This is a genomic window from Pseudomonas sp. VS40 (assembly GCF_018587885.1).
Lineage (GTDB): Bacteria > Pseudomonadota > Gammaproteobacteria > Pseudomonadales > Pseudomonadaceae > Aquipseudomonas > Aquipseudomonas pergaminensis.
On the sequence record NZ_JAGYWD010000003.1, the window covers coordinates 534,282 to 557,320 of the forward strand.

Below are 23,039 nucleotides of genomic sequence, written 5' to 3' on the forward strand. Positions count from 1 at the left end.
TTATTTGCCCAGTTGTTCGGCGAGTTCCGCCGAGCGGTGCGCAGCGGCACCCAATGCTTTTTCCACCAGGGCTTCAAAGCCCCCGGCCTGGAACGACTCGATGGCCGCCTGCGTGGTGCCGCCGGGGGAGGTCACGCGACGGCGCAACTCGGCCGCGTCCACGTCGCTGGCAACCGCCATATGTGCGGCGCCCAGGGCGGTCTGCTCGGCCAGTTGCTCGGCCACGTCCTTGGGCAGGCCCAGTTTCACGCCGGCGGCGGTCATGGCTTCGATCAGCAGGAAGAAATACGCCGGGCCGCTGCCGGACACGGCGGTGACCGCGTCCAGTTGCTGCTCGTGCTCCAGCCACAGGGCGATGCCCACGGCGGACAGCAGCTCTTGCGCCTGGTCGCGTTGTTCGGCGCTCACTTCGTTGGTGGCATACAGGCCACTCACGCCTTGGCTGACCAGGGCGGGGGTATTGGGCATGCAACGCACGATCGGCTGGGCGCCCAGCCAGTTCTTCATGCTGGCGCAGGTAATGCCGGCGGCGATGGACACCACCAACTGCTGCGGCTGCAGGCTCGGGCGCAGGCTTTCGCACACGGCCTTCATGGCCTGCGGCTTCACTGCCAGCACGATCACATCGACGCCACGGATGGCCTCGGCGTTGTCCGCAAAGGTTTCAATACCGTGCTCGGCGCTGACGCGGGCACGGGTGTCGGCACCCGGGTCGCTGGCGCGGATCTGCGCGGCGTCCAGGCCCTTGGCCCGCAGGCCACCGATCAGGCTGGCCGCCATGTTACCGGCGCCGATAAAGGCAATACGCGTGTTGCTCATGACAGGTCCTTACTCAGAGGGAAGTCAGCCATTTCATGGCTGGCCGTAGTCGCGGGCGCCAAACAGGGCGGTACCGATCCGCACCCAGGTGGCGCCTTGGGCGATGGCCGACTCAAGGTCATGGCTCATGCCCATGGAAAGTGTGTCCAACGGCAGGTTCAGGCTGTTTTGCAGGTCGCGAACAGCGGCGAACGCTGCGTCTTGCGCGGCACGATCTTCGGTCGGCTCGGGAATGGCCATCAGGCCACGCAGCTTCAGGCGCGGCAGGGCGCTGATGGCGTTTGCCAATGCCGGCAGGTCGGCGGGTGTACAGCCGGACTTGCTGGCTTCGCCACTGACGTTGACCTGGATGCAGATGTTCAGCGGTGGCAGGTCGGCCGGGCGTTGTTCGGACAGGCGTTGTGCAATTTTGAGGCGGTCCACGGAATGCACCCAAGCGAAGTTCTCGGCGATAGCGCGCGTCTTGTTCGATTGAATGGGGCCGATGAAGTGCCAACTCAAGGGCAGGTCGGTTAATTCGGCCTGTTTGCCCAGGGCTTCCTGCAGATAGTTCTCGCCAAAGTCGCGCATGCCGGCGGCATAGGCTTCGCGCACCGCCTGCGCGGGTTTGGTCTTGCTCACGGCCAGCAGGTGGATGCTGCTTGCGTCACGTTGCACGGCGTCGGCAGCGGCGCGGATGCGCTGGCTAACCTGGCCGATGTTGTCTGCTATCGTCGACATTCAAGATGCGCCCGTGGATATGGAGTCCGCGGCATTCTACTGGAAATGGAAAGCCCTATGGATATCACTGAATTACTCACGGCCAGTGTGCGCCGTGGCGCTTCCGACCTGCACTTGTCGGCCGGCCTGGCGCCGATGCTGCGCGTGGATGGCGAGGTCTGGCCGCTGGATTGGCCGGTGCTTTCACCGTCGCAAGTGGCGGACTTATTGAGCCCGTTGCTCAATCAGTACCAACAAAAAGATTTCGAAACATCTCTAGAAACAGATTTCGCCTTCGAACTGCCCGGCGTAGCGCGATTCCGGGCCAACGTGTTCCAACAGAATCGCGGCATGGGCGCGGTGTTTCGCACCATCCCGTCCGAGGTCCGGAGCCTGGAAAGCCTTGGCCTTGGCGAGGTGTTCCGGCGTATCGCCCAACTGCCACGGGGCTTGGTACTGGTTACCGGCCCGACCGGCTCGGGCAAGTCCACCACCCTGGCGGCGATGATCGATTATCTCAATCAGCATCGGCGCCAGCACATCCTCACCCTCGAAGACCCCATCGAATTTATCCACACCCCCAAGACCGCCCTGATCAACCAGCGCCAGGTGCACCGGGACACCCATGACTTTTCCACCGCCCTGCGCTCCGCCCTTCGGGAAGACCCTGATGTGATCCTGGTGGGCGAACTGCGCGACCTGGACACCATCCGCCTCGCGCTGACGGCGGCTGAAACCGGGCACCTGGTGTTTGGCACCCTGCACACCAGTTCAGCGGCAAAGACCGTAGACCGGCTGGTGGACGTGTTTCCGGCTGGGGAAAAGGCCATGGTCCGCTCGATGTTGTCGGAGTCGTTGCAGGCGGTGGTGTCCCAAGTGCTGGTAAAGAAGATCGGCGGCGGACGCGTGGCGGCCCATGAAATCATGCTGGGCACGCCGGCCATTCGGAACTTGATCCGGGAGGACAAGGTGGCGCAGATGGTTTCAGCGATACAGACGGGTGGGGCGTTGGGGATGAAGACGCTGGATATGAGTTTGAAGAGGTTGGTCGGAGAGGGGTTGATCAGCCGGGAAGAGGCGCGGGAGAAGGCGAGGGTGCCAGCAGACCTATGAGGCATCAAGAACGATGTAAATCAAATGTGGGAGCGGGCTTGCTCGCGAATGCGGAGTGTCAGTCAACAAATTAATCGACTGATCCACCGCTTTCGCGAGCAAGCCCGCTCCCACATTGGGTACTGCATTTCAGTCTGAAATCAGCGCTGAACGACCCGCAAGTTATTCTGCTCTTTTGGGAGTACCCGCTTGGCAATCACGTAGTTCTTGTCCCAGAACGGTTTCTTCAGGGTGTCGATGCTCACCGACTTGCCACGACGCGGCGCGTGGATGAAACGGTCGTTACCCAGGTAGATGGCAACGTGGTTCACCTGGCGGCTCTTCAGTTTGAAGAACAGCAGGTCGCCGGGTTTCAGGTCCTTGCGATCAACCTTCTGCCCGTGGCCGGCGGCCATGGCGTTGGAGGTGCGCGGCAAATCCACGGCTGCTACGTCGTTAAACGCATATTTCACCAAGCCACTGCAGTCGAACCCTTTACTTGGGCTGCTGCCGCCCCAACGATAAGGAGTACCGAGCACGTTGACGGCGCGGCTGAGGACGGTGCTGCTCTGCTTGGTGTTGACGCCAACCAGGCCCGGAACTGCTTTACCGTTATGGGCCTTGCTCAGTTGAGTCGGGCGGTTGACGGTCAGCTTGACCGACTTGGCGGTGCTTGGCGTGCTGTGGACTTTAGGGGTGAAACCGTTAACGTTAGGAAGTCGTTGCTCACGATTGGTGGCGTGGGCGGCCAGTGGCATTAATAGGCAAATGGTTAGCCATGTCTTGAAAAATGGTCGCATTAGGCGTGGCTCTTATGGGTTTGCGCGCAACTTTATAACAGCTTTTTGTGTCGTTCTCAGGCCGTTTGTCGACTGAACCTTGACGTCAAATTCAGGAAAAACGCGACGATTCGCCGCAATTGTCCTACACAAGTCAGGTGGCATAAGGCTTTCAGGGCAGGGAAGATACCATTTGCCGTACGTCGGGCGCCTGTAAAAAAGTCACAAAGAAAGTGAAAAAATTTATCTATCGAGGCAAAAGAGGTACGCGATGAACACCTATCAACAGATTGGTTCGCAGCAAGACACCCACAGCAAGGTGATCGGTTACCTGCTATGGATTTTCGGTTTTACCGGGGCGCATCGCTTCTATTACGGCAAGCCAGTGACCGGCACGATCTGGTTTTTCACCTTTGGCTTGCTGGGTATCGGCTGGCTGATCGACCTGTTCCTGATCCCGGCCATGGACCGTGAAGCGGACCTGCGTTTTACCGCCGGGCCGATCGAATACAACGTGGCCTGGATTCTGTTGGCGTTTCTCGGGGTATTTGGCGTGCACCGCATGTACCAGGGCAAATGGATCACCGGCTTGATCTACCTGCTGACCGGCGGCTTGTTCCTGGTGGGCGTGCTGTATGACTTCTGGACGTTGAATACGCAGATTTCGATCCGCAATGCCGAGCGCAACGCCGGACGGTAAGCCTGCACACAATCCAATATGGATGCTGGCTTGTGTGGGAGCTGGCTTGCCTGCGATGCAGACACCTCGGTCTTTCAGCTAAACCGAGGTGATGCTATCGCAGGCAAGCCAGCTCCCACATGGGCCTTGTCCACATCAGGCGTGTTTTATCAGGCCTGGTAGCTGATGCGGCCGTCTACCAAGGTGTAACGCACCGTCGCCGGCAGGCTATGGCCGATGAACGGGCAGTTTTCACCCTTGGACAGCCACTGCTCGCCGGCGACCGTGGAGCTGGCCGGGTCGAACAGCACCAGGTCCGCCGCCGAACCCACCGCCAACTTGCCCGCCGGCAGGCGCAAGGCCTCGGCCGGGCCGCTGCTCAGGCGTGCCAGCAGCGTCGGCAAGTCCAGCAACCCATCCTCTACCAACGTCATTGCCAGCGGCAGCAACAGTTCGACACTGCTGATGCCCGGCTCAGTCGCGCCGAACGGTGCCAGCTTGGCATCGCGCTCATGGGGCTGGTGGTGGCTGGAAATCGCCGAGACCACACCGGACTTGACCGCCGCACGCAAACCTTCGCGGTCGGCCAGGGTGCGCAGTGGCGGTTGCACGTGGTACAGGCTGGAGAAGTCGATCAGCGCCTCGTCCGTCAGGATCAGCTGATACAGCGCCACATCCGCCGTCACCGGCAAGCCACGGGTCTGGGCCTGGGCGATCAAGGCCACGCCGCGAGCGCTGGTCAACTGGCTGAAGTGCGCACGCACACCGCTTTGTTCCACCAGCAGCAGGTCACGGGCCAGGGCCACGGTCTCGGCGGTTTCCGGAATGCCCGGCAGGCCAAGGAAGCTGGCCACGGCGCCTTCATGGGCCAGGCCGCCTTCGGCCAGGTCGCGGTCCTGGGAGTGGAAGATCACCGTCAAATCGAAGGTGGCCGCGTATTCCAGGGCGCGGCACAGCGTGCGGCTGCTGCGGAAGCTGTCCAGGCCATTGCCGAAGGCCACGCAACCGGCGTCACGCAAGGCGATCAGTTCGGCGAGTTGTTCGCCTTCCAACCCTTTGCTCAAAGCGCCGATAGGGAACACCTTGCAGTTGCCGGCCTCACGGGCGCGGTCGAGGATCAACTCGGTCACGGCCGAGGTGTCCAGCACCGGCTTGGTGTGCGGCGGGCAGCACAGGCTGGTCACGCCACCGGCTGCGGCGGCGCGGGTTTCACTGATGATGTTGCCCTTGCGGCTGTAGCCAGGCTCACGCAGGGCGACGTTCAGGTCGACCAGGCCAGGCGCGGCCACCAGGCCTTTGGCATCAATGGTCTCGCTGGCGCTGAAGCCTGCGGGCGCGGCACCGATGGCGATGATCTTGCCGGCCTCCAGATGAAGGTCGGTGACGTGATCCAGGCCACTGGCCGGATCGATGACTCGGGCGCCGAGAATGCTGAGCTTCACTGGGCGTTCTCCTGCTCGAATTGACGTTGTGCGGTTTGCCCGCTCATGGCCATGGACAACACCGCCATGCGCACGGCGATGCCATAGGTCACCTGGTTGAGGATCACCGACTGGTTGCCGTCGGCCACCGCCGATTCAATCTCCACCCCGCGGTTGATCGGGCCGGGGTGCATCACGATGGCATCCGGCTTGGCACCGGCCAGGCGCGCGGTGGTGAGGCCGAACAGGCGGTAGAACTCACCTTCGCTTGGCAGCAGGCCGCCGGCCATGCGTTCACGCTGCAGGCGCAGCATGATCACCACGTCCACGTCCTTGAGGCCTTCGGTCATGTCGGTGTAGACCTTCACGCCGTACTGCTCGATGCCGATCGGCAGCAGGGTTTTTGGTGCGATCACGCGGATGTCCGGGCAACCCAGGGTTTTCAGGGCCAGCATGTTCGAGCGCGCGACCCGCGAGTGCAGGATGTCGCCGACGATGGCCACCGAGAGGTTTTCAAAGCTGCCCTTGTGCCGACGAATGGTGAGCATGTCGAGCATGCCCTGGGTCGGGTGAGCGTGACGGCCATCGCCGCCGTTGATGATCGCCACCTGCGGGCACACGTGTTCGGCGATGAAGTGCGCGGCGCCGGAGTCGCCGTGGCGTACCACGAACATGTCGGCGGCCATGGCTTCGAGATTGCGCAGGGTGTCGAGCAAGGTTTCGCCCTTGCTTGCCGACGAGGTGGACACGTTCAGCGTGATCACATCGGCCGACAGCCGCTGGGCCGCCAGTTCAAAGGTGGTGCGGGTGCGGGTGGAGTTCTCGAAGAACACATTGCAGATGGTCTTGCCGCGCAGCAGCGGGACCTTCTTCACCGCGCGGCCTCCGACTTCGAGGAACGAGTCGGCGGTGTCGAGGATTTCGGTGAGCAGTTCGCGGGGCAAACCGTCGAGGGACAAGAAGTGTTGCAACTGACCCTGAGCATTGAGCTGCAGCGGGCGCTTGGCATCTAGAGGCGTCATCGCGGGGACTCTTTACAAGGCGGTTTAAAGGGCGAGGTCTTGCAGTTCGAGTTCGAGCGGCGTGGGACCGGACAATTTTACCCGTTGGTGGGCTTGCAGCGACAGTGTGGCGCCGACCACATCCGGGCTGATCGGCAATTCGCCGGCGTCCAGGTCAAGCAGGCACACCAGGGTCACGCTGGCCGGGCGGCCGTAGTCGAACAGTTCGTTCATGGCGGCGCGGATGGTGCGGCCGCTCATCAGCACGTCGTCGATCAGCACCAGGTGCTGGCCTTCGATCTCGAACGGCAGGGCCGACGGGCGCACTTGCGGGTGCAGGCCGTTCTGGCTGAAGTCATCGCGGTAGAAGGACACATCCAGGGTGCCAAGGGGTGAGTCGCTGCCCAGTGCTTCCAGCAGCGCCTGGGCCACCCACACACCGCCGGTGCGAATACCGATGAAGCGTGGCTCGCTAATGGCACGGTGGTGCAGATGGGTCGTGAGGCTTGTCGCCATCTGGCTGATCAGTTCGGCGGGATTGGGCAGGCTCATGGGTGCTCCTTCTAGGCCTCGCGCAGGCAAGGTCCGGGCTCAAACGTAAAAAGACGCGGCAAGCCGCGTCAGTCAGGATTCAAATAAAGCAGTGTTTTCATCCAGCCAACCCTGCAACAGCAGCGTGGCGGCGATGGCGTCCACGGGGTTGTCGCGGTAGCTGCCTTTCTGGCCACCACGGTCGCGACGCTCACCCTTGGCTTCAAACGTGGTCAGGCGTTCATCGTGGGTATAGAAGGGCAGGTTGTAGCGGCCATTGAGGCGGCGGGCGAACTTTTCGGCGCGCAGGCACATGTCGCTGGGGGTGCCGTCCATGTTCAGGGGCAGGCCGACCACCACGGCATCGGGCTTCCATTCCTTGATAAGGGCTTCGACCTGGTTCCAGTCCGGTATGCCGTTCTGGGCCTTCAGGGTGCACAGCTCGCGGGCCTGGCCGGTAATCACCTGGCCGACGGCTACGCCGATCTGTTTGGTGCCGTAATCAAAACCAAGGATCAGACGCAAAGCCATCAGGCGTGCCCCGCCTGGCTGGTCAGCAGGCTGAGGTTCACCCGCAGCTTGGCCGCAGCGGCTTCCAGGCGCAGTTCGCTGGGGGTGTTGAACAGGATTTCGGCGTCGAAGGGGCAGGTCAGCCAGGCATTGCTGGCCAGTTCGGCTTCCAACTGCCCGGCTTCCCAGCCCGCATAGCCGAGTGTGATCACGCTTTGCTCAGGGCCCACGCCGTCCGCGATGGCGAACAGCACGTCCTGGGACGTGGACAGCGACACGCCTTCCAAGTCGACCGTGGCCTGGAACTTCGGCCCGGTGGGGTGCAGCACAAAGCCGCGATCAGTCTGCACCGGGCCGCCGATGTAGATCGGCACGCCCTGGCAACGGGCGGGCGGGTCGATCTCGGGGCGCAGTTGCTCAAGGATGTCCGCCAGGTTCAGCTCTTGCGGGCGGTTGATGACCAACCCCATGGCACCCTTGGCGGTGTGCTCGACGATGTAGGTCAAGGTCTGCGCAAAGTTCGGGTCGGCCATATGGGGCATGGCGATCAGGAATTGGTGCTTGAGGTAGGTCGGGCTGACATTTTTCATGTCCGCTAGTGTGGCGGCGGAGGGGCGAACTGACAAGCTGGTGATGCACGACAAGCCTACCTTTCATGTCGAACACCCTGCCTGTAGGGGCCGGCAGGTGTATCAGTTGCTGGACAGCCGGTCGCCCCTGGCGAACTTCCAGGTGCGGATGATTTCCAGGCGATCGACGTCATTCAAGTCGCCGCTGAACGGTGCAAAGGGGGCGGCCAGGCGCACGATGCGCTGGGCGGCCTGGTCCAGCAACGGCTGGCCGGACGACTCCAGCACCTGCACCTCATATAACGTGCCGTCGCGGTTGATCGACACCAGTAAGCGCAAATTGCCATAAATCTGCTGGCGGCGTGCCTCATCCGGGTAGTTGAGGTTGCCGATACGTTCGACCTTCTTGCGCCACTCGTCCTTATACCAGGCACCTTTGTCGCGCATGGTCGAGGCGGCGTTCAGCCGATAGATGCGCGGGCGCTTGGCGTACAGCTGCTGTTCGTTGGCCAGTTCGGCTTCCAGGCTGGAGATTTCATCGGTCAGCGTCGAGCTGTCGAAGGTCGGCGCCGGCTTCACGGGCTCGGGCACGGGCTCGGTCTTGGTTTTTTCACGCTGGGTCGGAGCTTTTTGCGGTTTGGGCGCGACGGTGGTCACGGCGGCCTTGGGCGCTGCCTGCTTGACCTCGGGCTTGGGGGCCGGTGGCGGCGTGACTTTGTTGACCTTGTTGTCCTGGAACGGCGCCACCTCGGTGGTCTTGGGCACGGCTTTCTTGTCGAGGGTGCCGCTGCCTTGCTGGTTGTCCTGGGCGAGAAAGTCAGCCTTCTCGGGCTTCTTTTCGCTCTTGAACGTGGCGAGGGTGATTTCCAGGGTTTTGCTGATCTGCTTGGGTTCAACCATTGTGAACCCAACGCCGAGGATCACGGCCAGGTGAATCAGTGCAGCGAGGAACAGGGTAAATCCGAGCCGATCAGCCGGGCGCACGCCGCTGTGGGAGAGTTCGGGGGGCAGTTCGGACGGGAGTGTCATGACAAAAAAACCAACATCGCGCGTTTCACAGGTGGCGCATGATAACGCAATGTTGGTGTGTGTCCGGCTGTTCTATGTCACTTGGCTTGTAGCTTGCGCTCAATGGCAGCCATCAACATTTCGCCGATGTTCGTGCCAAATGCGTTGTCGATCTCGCGGATGCAGGTGGGGCTGGTGACGTTGATTTCGGTGAGGTTCTCGCCAATCACATCCAACCCCACGAACAGCAGGCCTTTTTCGCGCAGGGTCGGGCCAACCTGGGCGGCAATCCAACGGTCCTTGTCCGACAGAGGGCGGGCTTCACCACGACCACCGGCCGCCAGGTTGCCGCGGGTCTCGCCGGCTGCCGGGATGCGCGCCAGGCAGTAATCCACCGGCTCGCCGTCGATCATCAGGATGCGCTTGTCGCCGTCCTTGATCGCCGGCAGGTAGGCCTGGCCCATGATCTGCTGGGTGCCCAGGGCCGTCAGGGTCTCCAGGATCACCGACAGGTTCGGGTCGCCGGCGCGGTGGCGGAAGATCGAGGTACCGCCCATGCCGTCCAGCGGCTTGAGGATCACATCGCCGTGCTTGGCAGCGAATTCACGCAGCACATCGGCGCGGCGGCTGACCACAGTGGGCGGGGTGCACTGCGGGAAGAGGGTGGCGAACAGCTTTTCATTGCAGTCGCGCAGGCTCTGCGGCTTGTTGACGATCAACACGCCGGCGCGTTCGGCCTGTTCCAGCAGGTAGGTGGAGTAGACGAACTCCATGTCGAACGGCGGGTCCTTGCGCATCAGGATCACGTCCAGATCGCTCAGCGGGCTGTCGATTTCGTCCGACAGCTCGAACCACTTCTGCGGGTTGGCAAACACCTGCAGCGGACGCATGCGCGCGCGGGCCTCGCCGTCACCCTGGTAAAGGTCGCGCTGCTCCATATAGAACAACGTCCAGCCGCGGGCCTGGGCGGCCAGGAGCATGGCCAGCGAGCTGTCCTTTTTATAGGAGATGCTGGCGATAGGGTCCATGACAATGCCGACGCGAACGCTCATGGGGGATTTCCTCTAGCAAATTAGGGCGCATAAAAGTGGCGTCAGAGTGGCGCTGTGGCTGTTGTGGGTCAAGGAAAAACCACCTGGCCGGTTGCTCGATAGATTGCGTCCGGAGACTGTGCTAAAAAGACTGCCACGGCGTAGCAGCCCTTGAATTCCAAGGCTTGCGGCGCTCATCCTGTGCAACATCAGGCAGTACACACCGAAAACCGATTCGCGGTGGCGATGGCAGAGCAGATATGGAACAGCATTCCAACGCCTTGAGAGTGATGGTGATCGACGATTCGAAGACGATCCGCCGCACCGCTGAAACCTTGTTGAAGAATGTGGGGTGCGATGTCATCACGGCCATCGACGGTTTCGATGCCCTCGCCCGGATTGTTGATCATCACCCGCACATTATTTTTGTCGACATCATGATGCCGCGCCTGGATGGCTATCAAACCTGCGCGCTGGTGAAGAACAACCCGGCGTTCAAGTCGATCCCGGTGATCATGCTGTCGTCCAAGGACGGCCTGTTCGACAAGGCCAAGGGGCGCATCGTCGGTGTCGATCAGTTTTTGACCAAGCCTTTCAGCAAGGAAGAACTGCTGGGCGCGATCAAGGCCTACGTGCCGGGTTTCGCCGCAGTAGAACAAGCACACTGACACCGCCTCACAAGGGCTGGCGTCCACCTATGTAGTGGGGAAAACCATGGCACGTGTTCTGATCGTCGACGATTCGCCGACTGAAATGTACAAACTGACCGGCATGCTTGAAAAGCATGGCCACCAGGTCCTCAAGGCCGAAAACGGCGCGGACGGCGTGGCCCTGGCCCGCCAGGAAAAACCCGATGCCGTGTTGATGGACATCGTGATGCCGGGCCTCAATGGCTTCCAGGCCACGCGCCAGCTGTCCAAAGAGCCCGAAACCAACGGCATCCCGATCATCATCATCACTACCAAAGACCAGGAAACCGACAAGATCTGGGGCGCGCGCCAGGGCGCCAAGGATTACCTGACCAAGCCGGTGGACGAAGAAACGCTGATCGCCACCCTGAACAAGGTGCTGGCCGGCTGACGGTTCGCCATCATGACCGAGTCGCAAACCGCCTTCGAGTTGCTGCTGGACATCGATCGGCGCTGCCGCCTGCTGGCTGCTGACCTGCCGTCCCAAGAGACCCGCCTGCAACGCTGGAGTGGGATCGGCTTTCGCCTGGGCCAGCACTGGTATGTGGCCCCCATGGGCGAAGTCGCCGAAGTCCTGCATGAACCGCGCTGCACCTTGATGCCCGGGGTCAAACCGTGGGTCAAGGGCGTGGCCAACCTGCGTGGGCGTTTGCTGCCGGTGATGGACCTCGGCGGGTTTCTCGGCCTGGAATTGTCCAAGGCGCGTAAGCAGCGGCGTGTATTGGTGGTGGAATTCAACGACTTGTTTGTCGGGCTGCTGGTCGATGAGGTGGTGGGAATGCAGCATTTCGCACAAGACGCACTGCTGGCGAGCGCCGCGCCCGGTGCGCCGTTTATCCAGGGCCAGTTCGACAGCGACCAGCAATGGCAGGTCTTCAGCCCCTTCGCCCTGGCCCAGGCCCCAGGCTTCATGGATGTTGCCGCATGACCACCGTTACCCCGCCAAAACCCCAGGCCGGCTCACGCAGCCGCTCGCAGATCATCGTGCTGTTCATCGCACTCATCGTGTTCATCATGTTGCTGTTCGCCAACTTTGCGTACCTCAACACCCAGTCCACCTATGACAAACAGTACATCGGTCACGCCGGTGAGCTGCGCGTGCTGTCCCAGCGTATCGCCAAGAACGCCACCGAAGCCGCCGCCGGCAAGGCTGCGGCGTTCAAGCTGCTGGGCGATGCGCGCAACGATTTCGCCCAGCGTTGGGGCTACCTGAAAAAAGGTGACCCGGAAACCGGCCTGCCTGCCGCACCCAACGCGGTGCGCGCCGAAATGCGCGCGGTGCAGACCGACTGGGAAGCGCTGCTGAAAAATACCGACGCGATCCTCGCCAGCGAACAGACCGTGCTGTCCTTGCATCAGGTCGCCGCGACGTTGGCCGAAACCGTGCCGCAGTTGCAGATGGAATCGGAAAAGGTCGTCGACATCCTCCTGCAGCGCGGCGCTCCGGCCAGCCAGGTGGCGCTGGCCCAGCGTCAGTCACTGTTGGCCGAACGTATCCTTGGCGCGGTGAACACCGTACTCGCCGGCGACGAAACCGCCGTGCAGGCCGCCGATGCCTTTGGCCGTGACGCCAACCGCTTCGGCCAGGTGCTCAACGGCATGCTCCAGGGCAACCCCGGCCTGCGCATCACCCAGGTCGAAGACCGCGACGCCCGCGCGCGGCTGGCGGAAATCGCCGAGCTGTTCGAGTTTGTCTCCGGCTCCGTGGACGAGATCCTCGAGACTTCGCCGCAACTGTTCCAGGTGCGCGCCTCGGCGAGCAATATCTTCAACCTGTCGCAAACCCTGCTCGATGAAGCCTCGCACCTGGCCACCGGGTTCGAAAACCTCGCCAGCGGGCGCAGCTTCGACACCATCGGCGGCTATGTGCTGGGCTTGCTGGCGCTGACCTCGATCATCCTGATCGGCCTGGTGATGGTGCGCGAAACCAACCGCCAATTGCACGAAACCGCCGAGAAGAACGAACGCAACCAGAACGCGATCATGCGCCTGCTGGATGAAATCGAAGACCTGGCCGACGGCGACCTCACCGTGACGGCCTCGGTGACCGAAGACTTCACCGGCACCATCGCCGACTCCATCAACTATTCCGTCGACCAGTTGCGCGACCTGGTCGCCACCATCAACCTCACCGCCGGCCAAGTCGCCGGCGCCGTGCAGGACACCCAGGCCACCGCCATGCACCTGGCCCAAGCGTCGGAGCACCAGGCCCAGCAGATTGCCGAAGCCTCCACGGCGATCAACCAGATGGCCCAGTCCATCGACCAGGTTTCGGCCAACGCTGCCGAGTCCTCGGCGGTGGCAGAGCGCTCGGTGGAAATCGCCAACAAGGGCAACGAGGTGGTGCATAACACCATCCACGGCATGGACAACATTCGCGAGCAGATCCAAGACACCGCCAAGCGCATCAAGCGCCTGGGTGAGTCGTCCCAGGAGATCGGCGATATCGTCAGCCTGATCGACGACATTGCCGACCAGACCAACATCCTCGCCCTCAACGCCGCGATCCAGGCGAGCATGGCCGGTGACGCCGGACGCGGCTTTGCGGTGGTGGCCGATGAAGTGCAGCGTCTGGCCGAACGTTCGTCTGCGGCCACCCGGCAGATCGAAACGCTGGTGCGGGCGATCCAGGCCGACACCAACGAAGCGGTCATCTCCATGGAGCAGACCACCACCGAAGTGGTGCGCGGCGCGCGGCTGGCCCAGGACGCCGGGGTGGCGCTGGAAGAGATCGAAGGCGTGTCGAAAACCCTGGCGGCGCTGATCCAGAGCATCTCCAACGCAGCGCAGCAACAGACCTCATCGGCCGGGCAGATATCGCTGACCATGAACGTGATCCAACAGATCACTACCCAGACCTCGTCGGGGTCGACGGCCACCGCCGAAAGCATCGGCAACCTGGCAAAAATGGCCAGCCAACTGCGCCGGTCGGTGTCGGGTTTCACACTTCCACCTGCCAAGCAGCCGGAAGATTGAAATGCTATCCAAATGTGGGAGCGGGCTTGCTCGCGAATGCGGTGTATCAGTCACCTACTCTATTAACTGACCCACCGCATTCGCGAGCAAGCCCGCTCCCACATTAGATATGCATTGGATTTGGTATATCTGCAACATCAGCAACCCATGAATTCTAAGCGGAGCAGTTATGGTTGATCGGCACGACTACGTGGCCCTCGAATGGGTCAAGGGCGACATTGCCGAAACCCTGAAACAGGCCCGTTCGGCGCTGGACGCCTACGTCGAAACCGGCGACAGCGATGCCATCAGCGAGTGCCTGGGCGCTATCCACCAAGTGCATGGCGCGTTGCAAATGGTCGAGTTCTACGGCGCGGCCCTGCTCGCCGAGGAAGTCGAAGAACTGGCCCTGGCCCTGCAAGCCGGTCATGTGAGCCAGCGCGACGAAGGCATCCGTCTGCTGCAACAGGCCCTCAACCAATTGCCGCTCTACCTGGACCGTGTGCACAGCGCCCGCCGTGACCTGCCGCTGGTGGTGTTGCCGCTGCTCAACGACCTGCGCAGTGCCCGTGGTGAAAGCCTGCTGTCGGAGACCAGCCTGTTCAGTCCCCAACTGCTGGCGATTGCGCCGCTGCCCGATGAAGCCCTGGCCCAACGCGCGGCGCCCGACCTGAAAGAGCAATTGCGCCAGTGGCACCAACTGCTGCAACAAGCGCTCGCCGGGCTGCTGCGCGAAGACCATGGCCCCAGCAACCTGGAAGACATGGCGCGGGTGTTCGCACGCCTCGAGGCACTGTGCCAAGGCGCGCCGCTGTTGCCGCTGTGGCAGGTCACCTCGGCGCTGGTCGAAGGCATGCTGACTGGCGTGATCGCCAACAGCCCGGCGCTGCGCAGCCTGCTCAAGGCCAGTGATAAACAGCTCAAGCGCCTGTTGGCCCAAGGCATCGGCGGGATCAACCAGCCGGCGCCGGATGAGCTGCTCAAAAGCTTGCTGTTTTATGTCGCCAAGGTCACCCGGCCGACGCCGCGCATGCAAAGCCTCAAGGAACGCTACGGCCTTGATGAAGCCTTGCCCGACAGCGCGGTGGTCGATGCCGAACGCGCACGCCTGGCCGGACCGGATCGCAACGCCATGGGCTCGGTGCTGGGGGCATTGTGTGAAGAACTGGTGCGGGTCAAGGAGCGTCTCGACTTGTTCGTACGCAGCGACCGTCAGCACGCCCGCGACCTTGATGCACTGCTGGCACCGCTGCGGCAGATCGCCGACACCCTGGCGGTACTGGGCTTCGGCCAGCCGCGTAAAGTCATCATCGACCAGCTTGCCGTGGTGCTGAGCCTGGCCCAGGGCCAACGCGAGCCGAACGATGCGGTGCTGATGGACGTCGCCGGCGCGTTGCTCTACGTCGAGGCCACACTGGCGGGCATGGTCGGCACCGTCGAGCCGGAAAGCCGCGAAGACAGCCGCCTGCCCACCACCGACCTGACCCAGATCCACCAACTGGTGATCCGCGAATCCTGCCAGTGCCTCAAGCAAGCCAAAGAACTGGTGATCGACTGTATTGAAGCCGACTGGGACCGCCAGCGGCTTGAGTCCCTGCCGGAGCTGCTGAGCCAAGTACGTGGCGCCCTGGCGATGATCCCTTTGCCCCGCGCGGCAAGCCTGATGCGTGGTTGTACGGACTACGTCGACGAACAGTTGATGGGCAGCGACGCGCCGCCATCCGAGATGCAGTTGGCGCATTTCGCCGACGTGATCAGCAGCCTGGAGTACTACCTCGAACGCATGCTCCAAGACCCCGATGCCGCAGGTGAACGGGTGCTGGAACTGGCCACCCAAGGCCTGGCGGCGCTGGGTTACCTGCCTGCCGAGAAACCCTGGCGCCAAGCCCTGGTTGCACCGGATGGAGCATTGGCGGCGGAGGTCGCGCCGAGCCAGTCGCAGTTCGATGCGCTGGCCAGCCCCACGTCGCGGCTAAACCCGCCGGCCTTGCAGCGCCCTGGCAGCCTGCTGCCGCCACCGGCCAACGAAGAGCCCATCGACGATGAACTGCGCGAGGTCTTCCTCGAAGAGACCGACGAGGTCCTAGAGGTGCTGCACCGGCACCTGCCCAACAGCGCGGACAAAACGGCTCAGGGCGAAATGCGCCGTGCCTTCCACACCCTCAAGGGTAGCGGCCGCATGGTCCGCGCCCTGGTCCTGGCCGAGCTGGCCTGGGCGGTGGAAAACCTGCTCAACCGCGTACTGGAACGCAGCGTGGCCCTGGGCCCCGAGGTGCAACAGGTGCTGGATGAAGCGGTGGCCCTGCTGCCGGAGCTGATCGCCGACTTCGCCACCGACGACCAGCGCCAGCGCGATGAGGTCGATGCCCTGGCAGCCCGTGCCCACGCTTTGGCCAGCGGTACACAGGTAGCGGCCGCTGAGCCTCATGACCCGATGCTCCTGGAGATCTTCCGCAACGAAGCCCAAAGCCATCTGGACAGCCTCAACCACTTCCTGCAACAGGCCGCCGAGCATGTACCGCTGCAAGTCAGCGATGAACTGCAACGCGCCCTGCACACCCTCAAGGGCAGCGCCTACATGGCCGGCGTGTTGCCCATCGCCGAGCTGGCGCGCCCGCTGGACCACCTGACCCGCGAGTACAAGGCCCACCGCCTGCCGCTCGACCTGGACGAAGTTGAGTTGCTGCTCGAAGCCGAGGGCCTGTTCCAGCGCGGGCTGCGTGACCTGGACGGCGACCCCCTGGCGCCCATCAGGGGCGCACAGGACCTGATCAACCGTACCCAAAGCCTGCTGGACCACCAGCTTGAAGCCTTGCTCGACGCCCCGAACACCGGCCTGCGCATCAAGCGCGACCCGCAACTGATCGCCAACTTCCTGGCCCAGGGCATGGACATTCTGCTCGACGCCGAAAGCCTGTTGCGCCGCTGGCAACAGCATCCCGGCGAACGCCAGGAGCTCACCGCGCTGCTCGACGAACTGACCACCCTGGGGGAAGGCGCGCACGTCGCCGACCTGCACGCCATCGACGAACTCTGCGAAGCCCTGCTCGACCTCTATGGCGCGGTGGAGGAGAGCAGCCTGGCGGTGAGCGAGCGGTTTTTCCATGAGGCCGAACACGCCCATGAAGCACTGATCAGCATGCTCGACCAACTGGCCGCTGGCCAGGAAGTCAGCCCCGCGCCGGCACGGGTCGACGCCCTGCGCGAACTGCTGGATGAAGCCCTCGACCCGTCCGCCACCGGCCTGATCAAAAGCGACGGCAGCCGGGTGCTGAGCATTTCCGAGCTGGGCGCCGCCACACAGCAGTTGGATCAGGCCACCGCGATGGACGACGAGATCGTCGAGATCTTCCTCGAAGAGGCCGTGGACATCCTCGACAGCGCCGGGCAATCGCTCAAGCGCTGGTTGCTGGAGCCCGACAACGCCGCGCCGTTGTCATCATTGCAGCGCGATCTGCACACCCTCAAGGGCGGTGCGCGCATGGCCGAAATCGGCCCGATTGGCGACTTGGCCCATGAGTTGGAATGCCTGTACGAAGGGTTGGTGGACCGCCGCTACAGTTACTCCGCCGAACTGTCCCTGGTACTGATGGCCTGCCATGAGCTGCTCGCGTTGCAGCTGGAAGAACTGCAGCAGCACCAGCCCCTGAGTGACAGCGCCGAGCTGATCGCCAAGGTCCGGGTGTTGCGTCAAGCCACTGCGCCTGCTGCACCGGCTACTGCGCCGCCAACGTCCGGCGCCGACCCCGAGTTGCTGGATATCTTCCTGGAAGAGGCTGCCGACATTCTCGACAGTTCCAGTGCGGCGCTGTCGCGTTGGCAGGCCGAGCCCGGCAATCGCCAGGAGGTGGAAACCCTGCTGCGCGACTTGCACACCCTCAAGGGCGGCGCGCGCATGGTCGAGATCGCGCCCATTGGCGACCTGGCCCACGAACTGGAATTTCTCTACGAAGGCCTGTCTGCCGGCTTGCTCGCGCCGTCGCCGGAGCTGTTCGCCTTGCTGCAGGGCTGCCACGACCGCCTGGCGCAGATGATCGACGCGGTGGCGGATGGCTTGCCGGTCGGCTCGGTGGACAAACTCATCGAGCGCATCAAGAGCCTGGTGCACCCCAGCGACGAACCGGTGACGCCGGTGGCGTTGCCAGCGGGCAAGGTGGAGGCCGTGGTAGACCCGGCCGCCGACATGGTGAAGATCTCTGCCGAGTTGCTCGACGATCTGGTCAACCTGGCCGGTGAGACGTCCATCTTCCGTGGCCGTATCGAGCAGCAAGTCAACGACGCCCGCATCGCCCTCACGGAAGTGGAAACCACTATCGAACGCATGCGAGACCAACTGCGGCGTCTCGACACTGAAACCCAGGGCCGCATCCTCAGCCGCCAGCAAGCCGAGGCCGAGCGCCTGGGCTATGAGGACTTCGACCCGCTGGAAATGGACCGCCACTCGCAATTGCAGCAATTGTCCCGTGCATTGTCCGAATCCGCTTCCGACCTGCTCGACCTCAAGGACACCCTCGAGCGCCGCAACGAAGACGCCCACGACCTGTTGCAGCAACAGGCGCGCATCAACACCGAGTTGCAGGAAGGCCTGATGCGCACGCGCATGGTGCCGTTCGAGCGCATGCTGCCGCGCCTCAAGCGCATCGTGCGCCAGGTGGCGGGTGAGCTGGGCAAGGACGTGGAATTCATCGTCGGCAACGCCGAGGGCGAGATGGACCGCAACGTGCTGGAGCGCATGGCCGCGCCGCTGGAGCACATGCTGCGCAACGCCGTCGACCACGGCCTGGAGTCCCGCGATGCACGGCTGCTGGCCGGCAAGCCCGAGAAAGGCCGCATCACCCTCGACTTGACCCACGAAGGCGGCGACATCGTTTTCGACATGCGCGACGACGGCGCCGGTGTGCCGCTGGAGGCCGTGCGGCGCAAGGCGATCAAGCGTGGCTTGCTCGCCCCGCATCAAGAGATCAGCGACCGCGACGTGTTGCAGTTCATCCTACAGCCGGGCTTCTCCACGGCGGAAAAGATCACGCAGATTTCCGGGCGCGGCGTGGGCATGGACGTGGTGCATGAGGAAGTGCGTCAGCTTGGCGGCTCGATGGTCATTGACTCGACGCCGGGCGAGGGTGTGCATTTCCGTATTCGCTTGCCGTTCACCGTGTCGGTCAACCGCGCGCTGATGGTGCAATGTGCGGATGACCAGTACGCGATTCCGCTCAACACCATCGAAGGCCTGGTGCGGGTGCTGCCCCATGAGCTGGCGGGGCACTATCAGCAGGATCCGCCGAGTTATGAATACGCCGGCCAGCGTTACGAGCTGTTCTACCTGGGCGACCTGCTGCACACCGTCAGCCGCCCGAAACTGCTGGGCCAGTACCAACCGGTGCCGGTGCTCTTGGTGCAGTGCAACGAGCGGCGCGTGGCGATCCATGTGGACGCCATGGCCGGCACGCGGGAAATCGTGGTCAAGGGCCTGGGGCCGCAGTTTGCCGGCGTGCAGGGCCTGTCGGGCGCGACGATCCTGGGCGACGGTCGCGTGGTGCTGATCATCGATTTGCTCGCGCATATTCGCGCACGCCAGCCGGCCTTGCCGGCCCAGTCGGTCGACGCGCCGCTGATCCTCAACGACCCGTTGAAAAAGCGCCCGTTGCTGGTGCTGGTGGTGGACGACTCCGTCACGGTGCGCAAAGTCACCAGCCGCCTGTTGGAGCGCAACGGCATGAACGTGCTCACCGCCAAAGACGGCATCGACGCCCTCGCTGTGCTGGAAGAGCACAGCCCGGACCTGATGTTGCTCGACATCGAAATGCCGCGCATGGACGGCTTCGAAGTCGCCACCCAAGTGCGCAACGACCCCCGGCTGATGCGCCTGCCGATCATCATGATCACCTCGCGCACCGGCCAGAAACACCGCGACCGCGCCATGGCCATCGGCGTGAATGACTACCTCGGCAAGCCGTACCAGGAATCGGTGCTGCTCGAAAGCATCGCCTACTGGAGCAAGTCCCATGCTTGACCACCGCACCAGCCAACTCACCGGCCTGCTGCTGCCCCTGGCCGACCGCCACCTGGTGCTGCCCAACGTCGCCATCGCCGAACTGATCGACTTTCAGCGCGGCGAACCGGCCAGCGATGCACCGCCGTGGTATTTGCGGCAAGTGACCTGGCGCGACAGGCAAATCCCGCTGATCAGCTTTGAAGCGGTGTGCGGTGAAGCCAGCGTGACCGGCGAACGCTCGCGGATAGTGGTGTTGAACGCGTTGGGCGGGCGGCCGACGCTGAAGTTTATTGCGCTGGTGATCCAGGGCATTCCCCGGTCGTACAAGCTTGATAGTGAATTGAGCTACGTGGACGTGCCGCTGTGCCCGCTGGAGCTGGCGGCGGTGCAGGTGGGCGAGCATGTGGCGAAGGTGCCGGACCTTATGGGGCTTGAGGCCCTGCTGGTCGAATCCGGTTTGGCATAGATCCCTGTAGGAGCCGGCTTGCCGGCGATGACGGTCTGCCAGCCCACTCATTAACAACTGACCCACCGCTATCGCTGGCAAGCCAGCTCCTACACTAAATCGCGCTCGTTCCCAGGCTCTGTGTGGAGAAAATCAATATGTCGGAACGGGATGGAGCTGTTATAGGCAAGTTCTGTATCTGGATTGCGCGGGATGTTCAGTGCCAGGTGGGGTGCTAGGTTCAGCGCTCCTCACAGCCAGCAAGGATTCGCAAATGGCCGTACCGTTAATGCCGCCGGGTGTTTCACTTCTCGAAAATATGGCGACCGCCAAGTGTAAAGGCACTCATCTCCAGCCAGGCTCGGCATTCGCTTATTCCTGGTTTTACTCACAGGTCAGGGCTGCCGGCCCATGGAACTACAAGAAGCGAGGGCGTCAGTACGAAGCTTTTGGTAACTTCAATTATGGTGCTACAGGTACGGTGCTGGGTATTCCCGAGCATGTTCTGTTACGGGCAGCAGGTGTCGCTCAAACATTCGCAAAAACCACCAAGCCGGAATTTGGGTCATGGTGGGGCGCAGACCCTTTTGGCGATGATCCTCGAGATCAATAGTGGATAAGGAGGGGTATTGAGTATGCAATTTCTCAGGGCTACTAAGGGCCTCTTGCCGGTTCTGCGCAACTGCCTGCTGGTAGCCTGCCTGATTTATATCGGGGGCAATTGGATCATGTCATCCGGTACACCGGATTTGGACGAAGTGGTTTTGAAACACTCCTTGGGCAACGGCAGCTCAATTTATGGAGCACGTGACGGTCAGGGCGGCGCGACAGTGGGATTTTCCTACAGGTACTACGTTCATAAGGACTTAGGTAGTGATCGGGAGATACTGACAGCGCTGGTTTCGGCACACCCCTTTTTGAAAACCAAAGCGCCGGATGTTCAAGTGACCCGGCAGGATGGCGTCATCCACCTCACTGTTCGTGGTGAGGTTTATGAGTACCGCAGCTATCCGCTTGAAGGTTTGGGCGCTGTGAGCATAGACATGAAGTTGTAGACCGGCTGGCTTCGGATTTTTCCTGCAAGATGTTGGGCCATGCATGAACTTGTCGCGTGCCGTCAGCGCGCCTAGTCTTCGTCCTGTCATCGCAAAAAACGGTGACACGGACGTGCAAGTCCGGTTACATATCGGCGCACCAACGCCCATAGCCATCCAACGGGCGTTTTTTATGCCTGCTGTATTTGTTATGGCGGCTGTGCGTGGGAGACCCTTCGGGGTCTGCCGGGGTCCGATATGCCCGGTCTTGCACACCTGCGCACAGCTGCCACCTTTATTCGCGTGCAAGCGGAAGAGGGCAGTCTCCATCACATATCGGAGCTGTAAATCATGGTCAAACCTACCCCCAACCCGCCGCTCTTCACCGTAAACCCGCACGAAAACACCGAAACCCTGCTGGTCAACGCCAGCGAAACCCTGTCTTCTCTTAACGCACTCACCTGCAATTTCGCCTTCGACCTGGACACCTCCCAGCGCGCGATCATGCTCGGCATCCAGCAAATGGCGGAGCTGGGGCAGCTATTAGTGGACCGTGCCCTGGAACAGATTTCCCCTTCTCTAGTGACTTAAAACTTGATCGTTCCCAAAAAGGGACCTATCGTTCCCTTTTTGGGACTCTTTGGCCGCTGCCATGCACACCTTGCCGATCAGCACTGCACTCTTCACCGTCACCCAACAAAAAGTACTGGGCCTGCTGTTCGGCAAACCTGACCAAAGCTTCTTCACCAATGAGATTGCGCGATGGGCCCAGGTGGGCAAGGGCAGCCTCACTCGTGAGCTTGAACGTCTGCAATTGGCGGGCATCTTGAGCATGACGCGCCAAGGCAACCAGACCCATTACCAAGCCAACCCCCAATGCCCGATTTACTCGGAGTTGTTGGCCATCGTGCGCAAGACCCTGAGCCTGGATGAACCATTGCGCACTGCACTGGCGCCGTTCGCCAAGCAGATAACCTGGGCGTTTATCTACGGCTCCATCGCCAAAGGCGAGGCGCACTCATCCAGTGACATAGATCTCATGTTGATCGGCGAAAGCCTCAACTACAGTGAAGTCATGGAGCAGCTCATGCCGCTGGAAGAGCAACTGGGCCGCACCCTCAACCCGACGCTTTACACCCCTGAAGACTGGATCGGCAAATGGAATGCCGGGAACAGTTTTGTGCAGCGGGTCGTGCAGCAGGACAAGATCAACCTGATGGGGAGCAACCCCCTGGAATCCACGGATGGACAACAAGGTAAACCTGGAGAATCTGCAACGTAGCGGCGGCTTGAAGGCTGAGCCGCCGGATCGCAAGGAGTGTAATGGGCTGATGCGTTCAGCCAGGGATCGGCTGAGGGACGCCGGTAATCCGCAGTTATCATTCGCCAGTCGTTTCGACCTGGCTTACAACGCCGCTCATGCTATCGCCCTTACAGCCTTGCGCTTGCAAGGTTATCGTTCGGATAAACGCTATCTGGTCTTCCAATGCCTGGTTCATACCGCAGACGCCGGCAAGGTGCAGGTGAGGTTGTTGGCGTTGTGTCATGAGCGTCGGAACCTCGCGGAATATGAAGGGTACATGGATGAAGATGAGGCGCTGCTGGGCCAATTAATGGAAGGTGCGAAGATATTAATGAGCAATGTGCAAGCATTGCTTGCTGGTCATAGGTGGGAATGAATCACCGGTCAACTGTAGGAGCCGGCTTGCCGGCGATGGCGTGCTGTCAGTTGGCACATTGTTCAATTAGCGACCGCTATCGCTGGCAAGCCAGCTCCTACACAGG

At 62.2% G+C, this 23,039-nt stretch carries 23 protein-coding genes; 13 read left to right on the plus strand and 10 right to left on the minus strand.

All coding sequences use genetic code 11. The annotated features are described in order from the left end of the window. Positions 1-819 (minus strand): pyrroline-5-carboxylate reductase, encoded by an 819-nt coding sequence (proC, locus tag KHP07_RS11610; protein WP_214497216.1) that lies wholly within the window; start codon positions 817-819, stop codon positions 1-3. A 33-nt stretch (positions 820-852) separates the two neighbouring features. Next, on the minus strand, positions 853-1,539 hold the full coding sequence (locus KHP07_RS11615; protein ID WP_025859577.1) for a YggS family pyridoxal phosphate-dependent enzyme: 687 nt from the start codon (positions 1,537-1,539) through the stop codon (positions 853-855). Between the two features lie 57 nt (positions 1,540-1,596). On the opposite strand from KHP07_RS11615, the gene KHP07_RS11620 reads away from it, so the two are divergent. Next, positions 1,597-2,631, plus strand: a complete 1,035-nt coding sequence (locus KHP07_RS11620) for a type IV pilus twitching motility protein PilT (protein ID WP_078050559.1) — start codon at positions 1,597-1,599, stop codon at positions 2,629-2,631. Between the two features lie 140 nt (positions 2,632-2,771). Here KHP07_RS11620 and KHP07_RS11625 read toward each other — a convergent pair whose 3' ends face one another. Further along, a complete protein-coding gene (locus KHP07_RS11625; protein WP_033897060.1) occupies positions 2,772-3,410 on the minus strand; it encodes a C40 family peptidase in 639 nt (212 codons plus the stop codon). A 268-nt stretch (positions 3,411-3,678) separates the two neighbouring features. Here KHP07_RS11625 and KHP07_RS11630 point away from each other — a divergent pair, with 268 nt between their 5' ends. Further along, positions 3,679-4,089: an NINE protein gene (locus KHP07_RS11630; RefSeq protein WP_178076816.1), complete on the plus strand. Its 411-nt coding sequence runs from the start codon at positions 3,679-3,681 to the stop codon at positions 4,087-4,089. A gap of 149 nt (positions 4,090-4,238) precedes the next feature. Here the strand turns inward: KHP07_RS11630 and KHP07_RS11635 are convergent, their stop codons facing one another. From KHP07_RS11635 to gshB, 7 genes are all read right to left on the minus strand, one after another. Next, positions 4,239-5,510: a dihydroorotase gene (locus KHP07_RS11635; RefSeq protein ID WP_214497217.1), complete on the minus strand. Its 1,272-nt coding sequence runs from the start codon at positions 5,508-5,510 to the stop codon at positions 4,239-4,241. Continuing rightward, the gene (locus KHP07_RS11640) at positions 5,507-6,511 is read right to left on the minus strand and encodes an aspartate carbamoyltransferase catalytic subunit (protein ID WP_025857712.1); all 1,005 of its coding nucleotides are present in this window, start codon (positions 6,509-6,511) and stop codon (positions 5,507-5,509) included. Before KHP07_RS11640 ends, KHP07_RS11635 begins: the two co-directional genes overlap by 4 nt. Before the next feature lie 24 nt (positions 6,512-6,535). Next, a complete protein-coding gene (pyrR, locus tag KHP07_RS11645; protein WP_214497218.1) occupies positions 6,536-7,042 on the minus strand; it encodes a bifunctional pyr operon transcriptional regulator/uracil phosphoribosyltransferase PyrR in 507 nt (168 codons plus the stop codon). Between the two features lie 72 nt (positions 7,043-7,114). Further along, on the minus strand, positions 7,115-7,552 hold the full coding sequence (gene ruvX / locus KHP07_RS11650; protein WP_214497219.1) for a Holliday junction resolvase RuvX: 438 nt from the start codon (positions 7,550-7,552) through the stop codon (positions 7,115-7,117). Beyond that, positions 7,552-8,121, minus strand: a complete 570-nt coding sequence (locus KHP07_RS11655; protein ID WP_078050554.1) for a YqgE/AlgH family protein — start codon at positions 8,119-8,121, stop codon at positions 7,552-7,554. Before KHP07_RS11655 ends, ruvX begins: the two co-directional genes overlap by 1 nt. A gap of 102 nt (positions 8,122-8,223) precedes the next feature. Next, positions 8,224-9,129: an energy transducer TonB gene (locus KHP07_RS11660; protein WP_078050553.1), complete on the minus strand. Its 906-nt coding sequence runs from the start codon at positions 9,127-9,129 to the stop codon at positions 8,224-8,226. A 77-nt stretch (positions 9,130-9,206) separates the two neighbouring features. Next, a complete protein-coding gene (gene gshB, locus KHP07_RS11665) occupies positions 9,207-10,160 on the minus strand; it encodes a glutathione synthase (RefSeq protein WP_100491949.1) in 954 nt (317 codons plus the stop codon). Between the two features lie 239 nt (positions 10,161-10,399). Here gshB and pilG point away from each other — a divergent pair, with 239 nt between their 5' ends. The 11 genes from pilG to KHP07_RS11720 all read left to right on the plus strand — a co-directional run bounded on the left by pilG (position 10,400) and on the right by KHP07_RS11720 (position 22,933). After that, positions 10,400-10,807: a twitching motility response regulator PilG gene (pilG, locus tag KHP07_RS11670; protein WP_010564379.1), complete on the plus strand. Its 408-nt coding sequence runs from the start codon at positions 10,400-10,402 to the stop codon at positions 10,805-10,807. A 46-nt stretch (positions 10,808-10,853) separates the two neighbouring features. After that, positions 10,854-11,219, plus strand: a complete 366-nt coding sequence (gene pilH / locus KHP07_RS11675; RefSeq protein ID WP_014720320.1) for a twitching motility response regulator PilH — start codon at positions 10,854-10,856, stop codon at positions 11,217-11,219. A gap of 12 nt (positions 11,220-11,231) precedes the next feature. Continuing rightward, a complete protein-coding gene (locus tag KHP07_RS11680; protein ID WP_078050551.1) occupies positions 11,232-11,756 on the plus strand; it encodes a chemotaxis protein CheW in 525 nt (174 codons plus the stop codon). Then, entirely contained in the window at positions 11,753-13,804 is a 2,052-nt protein-coding gene (locus KHP07_RS11685) for a methyl-accepting chemotaxis protein (RefSeq protein ID WP_078050550.1), read from the plus strand. Before KHP07_RS11680 ends, KHP07_RS11685 begins: the two co-directional genes overlap by 4 nt. A gap of 169 nt (positions 13,805-13,973) precedes the next feature. Then, positions 13,974-19,793 (plus strand): Hpt domain-containing protein, encoded by a 5,820-nt coding sequence (locus KHP07_RS11690; protein WP_214497220.1) that lies wholly within the window; start codon positions 13,974-13,976, stop codon positions 19,791-19,793. After that, on the plus strand, positions 19,786-20,241 hold the full coding sequence (locus KHP07_RS11695) for a chemotaxis protein CheW (protein ID WP_010207210.1): 456 nt from the start codon (positions 19,786-19,788) through the stop codon (positions 20,239-20,241). The genes KHP07_RS11690 and KHP07_RS11695 overlap by 8 nt, the downstream gene beginning before the upstream one ends. A 253-nt stretch (positions 20,242-20,494) precedes the next feature. After that, positions 20,495-20,833, plus strand: a complete 339-nt coding sequence (locus KHP07_RS11700; RefSeq protein ID WP_250883527.1) for a polymorphic toxin type 44 domain-containing protein — start codon at positions 20,495-20,497, stop codon at positions 20,831-20,833. A 22-nt stretch (positions 20,834-20,855) separates the two neighbouring features. Next, complete coding sequence (locus tag KHP07_RS11705) at positions 20,856-21,275, plus strand: hypothetical protein (protein ID WP_078050547.1); 420 nt, start codon at positions 20,856-20,858, stop codon at positions 21,273-21,275. A gap of 330 nt (positions 21,276-21,605) precedes the next feature. Beyond that, positions 21,606-21,845 carry a DUF6124 family protein gene (locus tag KHP07_RS11710; RefSeq protein ID WP_214497221.1) on the plus strand — a complete coding sequence of 80 codons (240 nt, stop codon included), beginning with the start codon at positions 21,606-21,608 and terminating at the stop codon, positions 21,843-21,845. Between the two features lie 61 nt (positions 21,846-21,906). Beyond that, positions 21,907-22,536: a nucleotidyltransferase domain-containing protein gene (locus KHP07_RS11715; protein ID WP_068937827.1), complete on the plus strand. Its 630-nt coding sequence runs from the start codon at positions 21,907-21,909 to the stop codon at positions 22,534-22,536. Continuing rightward, positions 22,499-22,933, plus strand: a complete 435-nt coding sequence (locus tag KHP07_RS11720) for a hypothetical protein (protein WP_214497222.1) — start codon at positions 22,499-22,501, stop codon at positions 22,931-22,933. The genes KHP07_RS11715 and KHP07_RS11720 overlap by 38 nt, the downstream gene beginning before the upstream one ends. Positions 22,934-23,039 lie beyond the last annotated feature (106 nt).